Below are 11,829 nucleotides of genomic sequence, written 5' to 3'. Positions count from 1 at the left end.
GGCAACACCTGCGGTTTTCTGGATGCACGTCACAGTGGTAAAAGTAGTACCGGTTGTGCACATTCACTTTTTTGCCTGCTCGTGATGAGCAGTTTTTTATAGTCATTCAACAGATGGACGCGCCTTTGGCGCAGGAAAAGAAGCGTTTTGAAGAAATCCACCGCAGCACCTAAAACAGTCGTTCCGCTCTGGCGCCAGCAATTGCACTACCGGCTCAAGGAAGGTGCGTTGATCGCCATCGGCGCCTTGTGCCTGTTCCTGATGATGGCCTTGCTGACCTATGGCAAGGACGATCCGGGCTGGAGCCACAACAGCAAGATCGACGATGTGCAGAATTTCGGCGGTCCGGCCGGTTCCTACAGCGCTGACATCCTGTTCATGGTGCTGGGCTATTTCGCCTACATCTTTCCGCTTTTGCTGGCGATCAAGGCCTATCAGATTTTCCGTCAACGCCACGAGCCCTGGCAGTGGAGTGGTTGGCTGTTTTCCTGGCGCCTGATCGGCCTGGTGTTCCTGGTGCTGTCGGGCGCTGCGCTGGCCCATATCCATTTTCACGCTCCCACCGGCCTGCCGGCCGGAGCGGGCGGTGCGCTGGGGGAAAGTCTTGGCGAGCTGGCCAAAAACGCCCTGAACATCCAGGGCAGCACGCTGCTGTTCATCGCCCTGTTCCTGTTCGGCCTGACGGTGTTCACCGATTTGTCATGGTTCAAGGTGATGGATGTCACCGGCAAGATCACCCTGGACCTGATCGAGCTGATCCAGGGAGCGATGAATCGCTGGTGGGCGGCGCGCACCGAGCGCAAGCAACTGGTGGCGCAACTGCGCGAGGTGGATGACCGCGTCCACGACGTGGTGGCCCCGACCGTCACGGACAAGCGTGAGCAGGCCAAGGTCAAGGAACGCCTGATCGAACGTGAACAGGCCCTGAGCAAGCACATGTCCGAGCGCGAGAAACAGGTGCCGCCGGTCATCACCATGGCTCCGGCCAAGGCGCCGGAGCAGAGCAAGCGCGTGCAGAAAGAGAAACAGGCGCCGCTGTTCGTTGACAGCGCGGTGGAAGGCACCTTGCCGCCGATCTCGATCCTGGACCCGGCCGAAAAGAAACAGCTCAACTATTCCCCCGAATCCCTGGCGGCCGTCGGTCACCTGCTGGAAATCAAGCTCAAGGAGTTCGGCGTCGAGGTCTCGGTGGATTCGATCCACCCGGGCCCGGTGATTACCCGTTACGAAATCCAGCCGGCCGCCGGCGTGAAGGTCAGCCGTATCGCCAACCTGGCCAAGGACCTGGCACGTTCTCTGGCCGTGACCAGCGTGCGGGTAGTGGAAGTGATTCCCGGCAAAACCACCGTGGGCATCGAGATTCCCAACGAAGACCGGCAGATCGTGCGCTTCTCCGAAGTGCTCTCCACCCCTGAATACGACAACCACAAGTCGCCGGTCACCCTGGCCCTGGGCCATGACATCGGCGGCAAGCCTGTCATCACTGACCTGGCGAAAATGCCGCACCTGCTGGTGGCCGGTACCACCGGTTCCGGTAAGTCGGTGGGTGTGAACGCGATGATCCTGTCGATCCTGTTCAAGTCCGGCCCGGAAGACGCCAAGCTGATCATGATCGACCCGAAAATGCTCGAGCTGTCGATCTATGAAGGCATTCCGCACCTGCTGTGCCCGGTGGTGACCGACATGAAGGACGCCGCCAACGCCCTGCGCTGGAGCGTTGCCGAGATGGAGCGCCGCTACAAGCTGATGGCAAAGATGGGCGTGCGTAACCTGTCGGGCTTCAATGCCAAGGTCAAGGAGGCCGAAGAGGCCGGTACGCCGTTGAGCGACCCGCTGTACCACCGCGAGAACATCCACGACGAAGCGCCGCTGCTGCACAAGCTGCCGACCATCGTGGTGGTGGTGGACGAATTCGCCGACATGATGATGATCGTCGGCAAAAAGGTCGAAGAACTGATCGCCCGGATCGCCCAGAAGGCCCGTGCCGCTGGTATCCACCTGATTCTCGCGACGCAGCGGCCGTCGGTGGACGTGATCACCGGCCTGATCAAGGCCAACATTCCGACCCGCATGGCGTTCCAGGTGTCGAGCAAGATCGACTCGCGGACCATCATCGACCAGGGTGGCGCCGAGCAGTTGCTGGGCCACGGTGACATGCTCTACATGCCGCCGGGCACCAGCCTGCCGATTCGTGTGCACGGTGCGTTCGTGTCCGACGATGAAGTGCACCGGGTCGTTGAAGCCTGGAAACTGCGTGGCGCCCCTGAATACAACGACGACATCCTCAATGGTGTCGAGGAGGCCGGCAGCGGCTTTGAGGGCAGCAGCGGTGGTGGCGATGACGATGCCGAAACCGATGCGCTCTATGACGAAGCGGTGCAGTTTGTCCTGGAAAGCCGCCGGGCCTCGATTTCCGCCGTTCAGCGCAAGCTCAAGATCGGCTACAACCGTGCCGCACGCATGATCGAGGCCATGGAAATGGCCGGGGTCGTGACGGCGATGAACACCAACGGCTCGCGCGAAGTACTGGCGCCGGGCCCGATGCGCGATTAATGACCTGAGCGGCCTGGCGACACGCCGCTCGACCTCCCACGACTTCAAGAGGACTCCCATGCGCCTGATTCGCATGTTGCTGTTGCCCGTACTGGCCCTGACCACCTTGTCGGCCCATGCCGATGAAAAGGACGTGGCCCGCCTGACCCAGTTGCTGGAACGTTCCCAGACCCTGACCGCTCGCTTCTCCCAACTGACCCTCGACGGCAGTGGTACCCAGTTGCAGGAAACCGCCGGTGAGATGGCCTTGCAGCGTCCGGGCCTGTTCTATTGGCACACCGATGCACCGGCTGAACAACTGATGGTTTCCGATGGCAAGAAAGTCTCGCTGTGGGACCCGGACCTGGAACAGGTCACCATCAAGACCCTGGATCAGCGCCTGACCCAGACGCCGGCGTTGCTGCTCTCCGGCGATGTTTCCAAGATCAGCCAGAGTTTCGACATCAGCTCCAAAGAGGCCGGTGGCGTGATTGACTTCACCCTCAAGCCCAAGACCCGGGACAGCCTGTTCGACAGCCTGCGCCTGTCCTTTCGCAACGGTCTGGTCAACGACATGCAACTGATCGACAGTGTCGGTCAGCGCACCAATATCCTGTTCACCGGGGTCAAGGCCAACGAGCCGATCGCTGCGTCCAAGTTCAAGTTCGACATCCCCAAGGGTGCGGACGTGATCCAGGAGTAAACCCAAGCCCCCTGTGGGAGCGAGCTTGCTCGCGATAGCTGCATCACATTCAACATCTCCGTTGATTGACACACCGCTATCGCGAGCAAGCTCGCTCCCACAGGGGAACTGTGTTGTTCGTTGTTTAACTGATCGGCAACAGGACCCAGCGGAGGTTTTGTAGTAATCATGGACCTGTTTCGAAGCGCCCCGATTGCCCAGCCATTGGCCGCCCGCCTGCGCGCGACCAACCTGGATGAGTACGTCGGCCAGGAGCATGTGCTCGCTCGCGGCAAGCCTCTGCGCGAAGCGCTGGAGCAGGGCGCGCTGCATTCGATGATTTTCTGGGGCCCGCCGGGCGTGGGCAAGACCACCCTGGCGCGGCTGTTGGCCGAAGTCTCGGATGCCCATTTCGAGACGGTTTCGGCAGTGCTGGCCGGGGTCAAGGAAATCCGCCAGGCGGTGGAAGTCGCCAAGCAACAGGCCGGGCAATACGGCAAGCGCACCATCCTGTTTGTCGATGAAGTGCACCGTTTCAACAAGTCGCAGCAGGACGCGTTCCTGCCCTACGTCGAAGACGGGACGCTGATCTTCATTGGCGCGACCACCGAAAACCCTTCGTTCGAACTCAATAACGCCTTGCTGTCCCGGGCGCGGGTCTATGTGCTCAAGAGCCTCGACGAGGCGGCGATGCGCAAGTTGGTGCACCGGGCGCTGACCGAGGAACGCGGCCTGGGCAAACGCCAGTTGAGCCTCAGCGACGAAGGCTTCCAGATCCTGTTTTCGGCCGCCGATGGCGATGGCCGGCGCTTGCTCAACCTGCTGGAAAACGCCTCGGACCTGGCCGAAGACAACAGCGAGATTGGCGTCGAACTGCTGCAAAGCCTGTTGGGCGATACCCGTAGACGCTTCGACAAGGGCGGTGAGGCGTTCTACGACCAGATTTCGGCGCTGCACAAATCCATCCGTGGCTCCAACCCCGACGCGGCCTTGTACTGGTTTGCGCGCATGATCGACGGCGGCTGCGATCCGCTGTACCTGGCGCGTCGAGTGGTACGCATGGCCAGCGAAGACATCGGCAATGCCGATCCCCGCGCCCTGAGCCTGTGCCTGGCCGCCTGGGATGTGCAGGAGCGCCTCGGCAGCCCGGAAGGCGAACTCGCCGTGGCCCAGGCCATCACCTACCTGGCTTGCGCGCCAAAGAGCAATGCGGTGTACATGGGCTTCAAGGCCGCGATGCGCAGCGCCACCGAGCATGGCTCCCTGGAAGTGCCGCTGCACCTGCGCAACGCGCCGACCAAACTGATGAAGCAATTGGGCTATGGCGATGAATACCGTTACGCTCACGACGAACCGGACGCCTATGCCGCCGGTGAAGACTATTTTCCCGAAGAACTCGAACCCCAGCCGTTCTATCAGCCGGTGCCCCGTGGCCTTGAACTGAAGATCGGCGAGAAACTCAATCATTTGGCACAACTGGACCGTCTGAGTCCAAGGCAGCGGAGAAAACCTTGATCCCCTTGATCCTCGCAGTCTCTGCTGGTGGCGTTGCCGGCACGTTGTTGCGCTTTGCGACTGGCAATTGGGTCAACGCAAATTGGCCGCGGCACTTCTATACCGCCACGCTGGCCGTTAATATCGTGGGCTGTCTGCTGATCGGCGTTCTATACGGTCTGTTTTTGATTCGCCCCGAGGTGCCCATCGAGGTGCGCGCGGGGCTGTTGGTCGGCTTTCTTGGCGGCCTGACGACTTTTTCATCCTTTTCACTGGATACGGTGCGCCTGCTGGAAAGCGGGCAGGTGCCGCTGGCCCTGGGCTACGCGGCCATCAGCGTATTCGGCGGGCTGCTCGCCACCTGGGCTGGCCTGTCCCTGACCAAACTTTGATAACGAGAGACCGACATGCTCGATTCCAAACTGTTACGTAGCAACCTTCAGGACGTAGCGGACCGCCTGGCATCCCGTGGCTTCGCCCTGGACGTCGCGCGCATCGAAGCGCTGGAAGAACAGCGCAAGACCGTCCAGACCCGCACCGAAGCCCTGCAGGCTGAACGTAACGCGCGCTCCAAATCCATCGGTCAGGCCAAGCAGCGCGGCGAAGACATCGCACCGCTGATGGCCGATGTCGAGCGCATGGCGGGTGAGTTGAGTGCCGGCAAGGTCGAGCTGGACGCGATCCAGACCGAACTGGATTCGATCCTGCTGGGTATCCCCAACCTGCCGCATGAATCGGTCCCGGTCGGTGAAGATGAAGACGGCAACGTCGAAGTGCGCCGTTGGGGCACGCCCAAAGTCTTCGATTTCCCGGTGCAGGATCACGTCGCCCTGGGCGAGAAGTTCGGCTGGCTCGATTTCGAAACCGCCGCCAAGCTGTCGGGCGCCCGTTTTGCCTTGTTGCGCGGGCCGATTGCCCGTCTGCATCGCGCCCTGGCGCAGTTCATGATCAACCTGCACGTCACCGAGCACGGCTACGAAGAAGCCTACACGCCTTACCTGGTTCAGGCGCCAGCCTTGCAGGGCACTGGCCAGTTGCCGAAGTTCGAGGAAGACCTGTTCAAGATCAGCCGCGAAGGCGAGGCCGACCTGTACCTGATCCCTACCGCCGAAGTGTCGCTGACCAACATCGTCGCTGGCGAGATCGTCGACGCCAAGCAACTGCCCATCAAGTTCGTCGCCCACACACCGTGTTTCCGCAGTGAAGCCGGGGCATCGGGCCGTGATACCCGGGGCATGATCCGTCAGCATCAGTTCGACAAGGTCGAGATGGTGCAGATCGTCGAGCCCTCGGTGTCCATGCAAGCGCTGGAAAGCCTGACCGCCAACGCCGAGAAAGTCTTGCAACTGCTGGAGCTGCCATATCGCACCCTGGCGCTGTGCACCGGCGACATGGGCTTCAGTGCGGTGAAGACTTACGACCTGGAAGTCTGGATCCCGAGCCAGGACAAGTATCGCGAGATTTCTTCGTGCTCCAACTGTGGCGATTTCCAGGCCCGCCGCATGCAGGCGCGTTTCCGCAACCCGGAAACCGGCAAGCCGGAGCTGGTCCACACCCTCAATGGCTCCGGCCTGGCCGTGGGCCGCACCCTGGTGGCGGTACTGGAAAACTACCAGCAGGCCGACGGTTCGATCCGTGTGCCCGAGGTGTTGAAGCCCTACATGGGCGGCATCGAGGTCATCGGCTAAATGGACTATTTGCCACTGTTCCACAACCTGCGCGGCAGCCGCGTGCTGGTGGTCGGCGGCGGCGAGATTGCCTTGCGCAAGTCTCGCCTGCTGGCCGATGCCGGCGCGTTGTTGCGGGTGGTCGCACCCGATATCGAACCGCAGTTGCGGGAACTGGTCAGTGGCAGCGGCGGTGAATGCATCCTGCGTGGCTACGTGGAAGCGGACCTGGACGGCTGTGGCCTGATCATCGCCGCCACCGACGACGAATCGCTCAACGCCCAGGTGTCGGCCGACGCCCACAAGCGTTGCGTGCCGGTCAACGTGGTGGACGCACCGGCCCTGTGCAGCGTGATCTTCCCGGCGATTGTCGACCGCTCGCCGCTGGTGATCGCGGTGTCCAGCGGCGGCGATGCGCCGGTGCTGGCGCGGTTGATCCGAGCCAAGCTGGAAACCTGGATTCCTTCGACCTATGGGCAACTGGCCGGGCTGGCGGCGCGTTTTCGCAGCCAGGTCAAAGGGCTGTTCCCGGATGTGCAGCAACGCCGGGCGTTCTGGGAAGAGGTGTTCCAGGGGCCGATCGCTGATCGACAGTTGGCCGGGCAGGGCGCCGAGGCCGAGCGCCTGTTGCGTGAAAAGATTGCAGGCCAGGCGCCGAATGCACCGGGTGAAGTCTATCTGGTGGGCGCTGGCCCTGGTGATCCGGACCTGCTGACCTTCCGTGCCTTGCGTCTGATGCAGCAGGCGGACGTGGTGCTTTACGACCGTCTGGTGGCTCCGGCGATCCTTGAGCTGTGCCGGCGTGACGCCGAGCGGATCTACGTCGGCAAGCGTCGCTCAGAGCACGCGGTGCCCCAGGAGCAGATCAACCAGCAATTGGTCGATCTGGCCCGGCAAGGCAAACGTGTGGTGCGATTGAAGGGCGGTGATCCGTTCATCTTTGGCCGTGGCGGTGAAGAAATCGAAGAACTGGCGGCCCATGGCATCCCGTTCCAGGTGGTTCCGGGCATCACCGCCGCCAGCGGCTGCGCGGCCTACGCCGGGATCCCGCTGACCCATCGCGATTATGCCCAGTCGGTGCGATTCATCACCGGTCATCTGAAGGACGGCACCAGTGACTTGCCGTGGGCGGACTTGGTGTCGCCGGCGCAGACGTTGGTGTTCTACATGGGGTTGGTGGGGCTGCCGATCATCTGCGACGAGTTGATCAAGCACGGTCGCGCGGCGGACACACCGGCGGCGCTGATCCAGCAAGGCACCACCTCCAACCAGAGGGTGTTCACCGGCACCCTGGCAGATTTGCCGAAAATGGTGGCCGAGCATGAGGTTCATGCACCGACCCTGGTGATCGTTGGGGAAGTGGTGCAACTGCGCGAGAAACTGGCGTGGTTTGAAGGGGCTCAGGGGCAGGTCTAGACAGACCGTGTCGCTCCAATCGCGAGCAGGCTCGCTCCCACCGTGATCGTGTACAACCGCAGATTCATGGTTGAACAACGATCACATATGGGAGCGAGCCTGCTCGCGATTGGCCTTCAGAATCAACAAAGATCCTGGATCAGTTCTCAACCCCCCGCCAAATCCCTTTCCCACTCAACCGCTCCCGATCATGGGCAACCCTGAAGTCCTGCTCCGGCCCCTTGGGCACGATTCCGTTGGGGTTGATGGTCTTGTGGCTGCCGTAGTAATGGCGCTGGATATGGGTGAAGTCCACAGTCTCGGCAATCCCCGGCCACTGGTACAACTCCCGCAACCAGTTCGACAGGTTCGGATAATCCGCAATGCGCCGCAGGTTGCATTTGAAATGGCCGAAATACACTGCGTCAAAGCGGATGATGGTGGTGAACAGGCGGATATCGGCTTCGGTCAGGTATTCACCGGCCAGGTAGCGTCGGGTTTGCAGCAATGCTTCCAAGCGGTCCAGCTCAGCGAACAAACCATCGAACGCTTCTTCGTAGGCCGCCTGAGTGGTGGCGAACCCGGCGCGGTACACGCCATTGTTCACAGCCGGGTAAATGCGTTCGTTCAATGCATCGATATCGTTGCGCAGGTGCTCAGGGTAGAGGTCCAGGTCGTTTCCGGTCAAGCCGTCGAAGGCGCTGTTGAACATGCGGATGATTTCCGCTGATTCGTTGTTGACGATGCGTTGTTGCCGTTTGTCCCACAGCGCTGGCACGGTGACGCGACCGGTGTAGTGCGGCGTATCGGCGGTGTAGCGCTGGTGCAGGAAATCCAGGTGATCGAGTTTGTCGCCAGTGGAGCCCTGACGCTTGTCGAAGGTCCAGCCGTTTTCCAGCATCAGGTAGCTGACCACCGAGACATCGATCAGGTCTTGCAGGCCTTTGAGGTTGCGATAGATCAGCGTCCGGTGGGCCCAGGGGCAGGCCAGGGATACATACAAATGGTAGCGCCCGGACTCGGCGGCAAATCCGCTGTCGCCCGTGGGGCCGGCGCTGCCGTCGGCGGTGATCCAATGGCGGCGTTGCGCCTGTTCACGCTGGAAGGTGCCGTCCTTGCTTTCATACCACTGGTCCTGCCAGCGACCTTCGACTAACAAACCCATCTCGATCTCCTCTACCAATAAACGTTGGAGAGGAGTCTATTCCCATAGGTTCGAACAAAAAGCGCAAAGGTTGGGCGTTGATGATCGGTTAAATCGATCGATCCCGCGCGGCCCAGTATTGGCGGGCTTGCTCTAACGCGTCTTCCCGAGCCAGACCCAGGCCGCGCAAGGCCAGGGCCATGGTGGCGATCAGCGCCAGTTGCGGGTAGCTGTCTTCAACATCGCCTCGCCAGATGGCTTTGAGGTGCTCAGGGTCGAGGCTTTGCGGTTTGACGTGGCGCTGTTCGGCCAGTCGCGGCCATTCCTCATCCCAGCTCACACCGTCGCGGGTGCCATACAGGTGGCTGTCGGCGTCCGGGTTGATCTCGATCTCGCCACCGTCGCCCTTGATCACGATGGTGGTGTCTCCCAGCAAACCGCTGGCATCGCGGTGGACCGCCTGGTAGCCCGGATGGAAAATGCTTTGCAGCCCGCAACGGGCGCCCAGGGGGTTGAGGATCCGCGCCAGGGAATGGATCGGTGAACGCAAGCCCAGGGTGTTGCGCAGGTCAATCATCCGTTGCATCTGCGGTGCCCAGTCCACCAATGGCATGAAGGCCAGGCCACCGTCGTCCAGCGCTGCGCCAACCTGCTGCCAGTCGCGGCACAGGGGGATGTTCAGGAAGCCAAGCAGTTGTTCGGTGTAGAGCCGGCCCGCCGTATGCGCGCCGCCGCCATGCATGAAAATCCGCACACCGTTCTGCCCGAGGCATTTGGCCGCCAGCAGGTACCACGGTAAATGACGCTTCTTGCCGGCGTAGGTCGGCCAGTCCAGATCCACCGCCAACGCTGGGGTCTGCAGGCGCTCACGCAAGGCTTGGGTGAAACCGGTCATTTCTTCGGCGCTTTCTTCCTTGTGCCGCAATAGCATCAGGAAGGCGCCGAGCTGGGTGTCCTCGACTTGCTCGTCCAGCACCATGCCCATGGCTTGCCGCGCTTCTTCGCGGGTCAGGTCACGGGCGCCGCGCTTGCCTTTGCCGAGGATGCGCACGAATTGGGCGAACGGATGTTCGGCCGGGGTCTCAAGGGTCAGCGATGGGAAGTCGGTCATAAGCAGTTCGTCGGTTTGGGCAGGCCCGCCAGCTTGGCGGCGAGTTTGGCGGGGGTGCCTTTGAACAATCGGTTCAGGTGCAGGCTGTTGCCCTTGTCGGCGCCCAGTTTCAGCGCCGTGTACTTGATCAGCGGCCGGGTCGCGGGGGAGAGCTGGAATTCGTTGTAGAAGCCGCGCAGCAGTTCGAGGACTTCCCAGTGTTCAGGGCCCAACTGGATGTCTTCGGCGGCCGCCAGGGCTGTGGCGACTTCGGCCGACCAGTCATTGAGATCGGCCAGGTAGCCGTCCTTGTCCAGCGCAATGGCGCGTTGGCCCACGTTCAGCACGTTCATAACCAGGTGTTGACCTTGTCATGGTGGACCGACAGCGCGACGAACGCCGGGTAGTCGATGGCCTCGGCCCATTGCGGAATGTCCAGGGCCCGGGCTTGTGCGTCTTCGCCAAGCACGAAAAGCTTCAGGCCTCTGCGCTGCAGTTCTGCAAACGGCACCGCGGCGGCTCCCAAGGCGTATGTCGCGTCGCCGCACAGCAGCAGTGCGTCCTGCTCGCCCAGTACCCGCAGGCAACTGGCGAAGCGGCTATCGCCGAAGGGGGAATGAGACAACACATGCAAAGTCGACATCAGAGGGTGATCACCTGGTCATAACGATCAATGAGCGCGGCGATCTGCGGCGCGCTGAGTATTTTCAGCTCGTCCAGCGCCAGGGCAGCGGTTGCGACGCCACGTTCGGCGGCACTGTCGGCGCAGACGTAGAGGTCCTCGACGCCAAACATGGGCAACGCCTGCAAGTTCGCGCTCAGGTCCTTTTGCTGGAGCGCCTTGGCGTTCTGGCCGTTGGCGAGCTGAAAGACGCCGTCGTCGAGGAACAGCAGGCCGATGGGCAGGTCGAACGCGCCGCCGGCCAGCACGATGTCCAGCGCTTCCCGGGCCCCGGGGCCCGACCAGGGAGCCTGGCGGCTGATGAGTAACAAGGATTTGGCCATTACGCGCCTCCAAAACAGATCAAGCGGTCGGCGTCCTGGATCGCATCATGCAACTGGCCCAGGCCGGACAAGGCCCAGGGCGCACTGACGCTGACCGCCGAACGCTGGTAGCGCTGGGCCTCTTCATCGTTCAGCACGCCACGGCGCAACGCCGCTGCGATGCAAACCACGCCGTCGAGCTGGTTGTCGCTGACAAAGGCGCGCCACTGTCGGGGCAGATCTTGTTCATCCTGGGGCGTTACGAGGCTGTCGGCAGCGTTATAGACGCCATCCTGATAGAAGAACAGCCGCACGATTTCATGCCCACCGGCCAGCGCGGCCTGGGCAAACAACAGGGCGCGGCGCGAGGAGGGCGCATGGGCGGCGGAAAACAACGCGATGGCAAACTTCATGACAGACCCGATCAGCAAAACTGCGGCCATGATAAAGCTTTATGGACGGGGGGGCGATTGCCAGGAAAGGGGCGAGCGCCACAGGAAGTACTCAGCCTTGGTTTTTGAGACCATTCAACTCGCAATATTCCGCCCACTCCATCCCCGCCATCTGCGCCACCTCCTTGTGGACTTCCATGCGCTGGTTTTCATAGTCCTGGGGCGAGGTGGCGGTCAGTTGCAGGGTCAGTTCCCAAGCGAACAGGCCCTGATGCTCAGCCTCGGCTTCGAATGCTTCATGCAAGCGCTCGGCGCGATATTGCGCGGCGGTCTCGCCCTTGGCCTGGGCCAACAGCGGGTTGAGGTTGTCCAGCTCGACGCGCAGCTCGGGGCGTTCATCGAGAAATTTGTCCAGCGCTCGTTCATGTTGCTGTTCGGTTGCCGCCATG

General features: G+C 61.9%; 13 protein-coding genes. 6 read left to right on the top strand and 7 right to left on the bottom strand.

Going from position 1 to position 11,829, the window contains the following annotated elements; all coding sequences use genetic code 11:
- Nucleotides 1-147: 147 nt before the first annotated feature.
- The 6 genes from T3A99_RS20225 (at nt 148) to cysG (ending at nt 7,791) form a co-directional block, all read left to right on the top strand.
- Nucleotides 148-2,553 carry a DNA translocase FtsK gene (locus T3A99_RS20225; protein ID WP_076385477.1) on the top strand — a complete coding sequence of 802 codons (2,406 nt, stop codon included), beginning with the start codon at nt 148-150 and terminating at the stop codon, nt 2,551-2,553.
- A gap of 58 nt (nt 2,554-2,611) precedes the next feature.
- On the top strand, nt 2,612-3,235 hold the full coding sequence (gene lolA, locus T3A99_RS20220; RefSeq protein ID WP_047227717.1) for an outer membrane lipoprotein chaperone LolA: 624 nt from the start codon (nt 2,612-2,614) through the stop codon (nt 3,233-3,235).
- Nucleotides 3,236-3,403: 168 nt separating this feature from the next.
- The gene (locus T3A99_RS20215; RefSeq protein ID WP_047227716.1) at nt 3,404-4,729 is read left to right on the top strand and encodes a replication-associated recombination protein A; all 1,326 of its coding nucleotides are present in this window, start codon (nt 3,404-3,406) and stop codon (nt 4,727-4,729) included.
- Nucleotides 4,726-5,100 carry a fluoride efflux transporter CrcB gene (gene crcB, locus T3A99_RS20210; protein ID WP_047227715.1) on the top strand — a complete coding sequence of 125 codons (375 nt, stop codon included), beginning with the start codon at nt 4,726-4,728 and terminating at the stop codon, nt 5,098-5,100. The genes T3A99_RS20215 and crcB overlap by 4 nt, the downstream gene beginning before the upstream one ends.
- Before the next feature lie 15 nt (nt 5,101-5,115).
- Nucleotides 5,116-6,396 carry a serine--tRNA ligase gene (gene serS, locus T3A99_RS20205; protein WP_047227714.1) on the top strand — a complete coding sequence of 427 codons (1,281 nt, stop codon included), beginning with the start codon at nt 5,116-5,118 and terminating at the stop codon, nt 6,394-6,396.
- Nucleotides 6,397-7,791, top strand: coding sequence for a siroheme synthase CysG (gene cysG, locus T3A99_RS20200; RefSeq protein WP_047227713.1), 1,395 nt, complete (start codon nt 6,397-6,399; stop codon nt 7,789-7,791).
- A 139-nt stretch (nt 7,792-7,930) separates the two neighbouring features.
- Here the strand turns inward: cysG and T3A99_RS20195 are convergent, their stop codons facing one another.
- The 7 genes from T3A99_RS20195 to T3A99_RS20165 form a co-directional block, all read right to left on the bottom strand.
- On the bottom strand, nt 7,931-8,935 hold the full coding sequence (locus T3A99_RS20195; protein ID WP_322834734.1) for a glutathione S-transferase family protein: 1,005 nt from the start codon (nt 8,933-8,935) through the stop codon (nt 7,931-7,933).
- An 88-nt stretch (nt 8,936-9,023) separates the two neighbouring features.
- A complete protein-coding gene (locus T3A99_RS20190; RefSeq protein ID WP_274091061.1) occupies nt 9,024-10,025 on the bottom strand; it encodes a glycosyl transferase family protein in 1,002 nt (333 codons plus the stop codon).
- Entirely contained in the window at nt 10,022-10,357 is a 336-nt protein-coding gene (locus T3A99_RS20185) for a TusE/DsrC/DsvC family sulfur relay protein (RefSeq protein ID WP_188251543.1), read from the bottom strand. Before T3A99_RS20185 ends, T3A99_RS20190 begins: the two co-directional genes overlap by 4 nt.
- The gene (gene tusB / locus T3A99_RS20180; RefSeq protein ID WP_316912932.1) at nt 10,354-10,647 is read right to left on the bottom strand and encodes a sulfurtransferase complex subunit TusB; all 294 of its coding nucleotides are present in this window, start codon (nt 10,645-10,647) and stop codon (nt 10,354-10,356) included. Before tusB ends, T3A99_RS20185 begins: the two co-directional genes overlap by 4 nt.
- On the bottom strand, nt 10,647-11,009 hold the full coding sequence (gene tusC, locus T3A99_RS20175) for a sulfurtransferase complex subunit TusC (protein ID WP_281459367.1): 363 nt from the start codon (nt 11,007-11,009) through the stop codon (nt 10,647-10,649). The genes tusB and tusC overlap by 1 nt, the downstream gene beginning before the upstream one ends.
- Complete coding sequence (gene tusD, locus T3A99_RS20170; protein ID WP_047227753.1) at nt 11,009-11,401, bottom strand: sulfurtransferase complex subunit TusD; 393 nt, start codon at nt 11,399-11,401, stop codon at nt 11,009-11,011. Before tusD ends, tusC begins: the two co-directional genes overlap by 1 nt.
- Before the next feature lie 91 nt (nt 11,402-11,492).
- Nucleotides 11,493-11,828 carry a DUF6388 family protein gene (locus T3A99_RS20165; RefSeq protein ID WP_322834733.1) on the bottom strand — a complete coding sequence of 112 codons (336 nt, stop codon included), beginning with the start codon at nt 11,826-11,828 and terminating at the stop codon, nt 11,493-11,495.
- Between the last annotated feature and the right edge of the window lies 1 nt (nt 11,829).

Origin of the sequence: Pseudomonas sp. N-137 (assembly GCF_034555295.1) — a bacterium.
In the GTDB taxonomy this organism is placed as follows: domain Bacteria; phylum Pseudomonadota; class Gammaproteobacteria; order Pseudomonadales; family Pseudomonadaceae; genus Aquipseudomonas; species Aquipseudomonas rhizophila.
The sequence above is the reverse complement of the archived record's forward strand: the minus strand, read 5'-3'. Positions and strand labels throughout refer to the sequence as shown.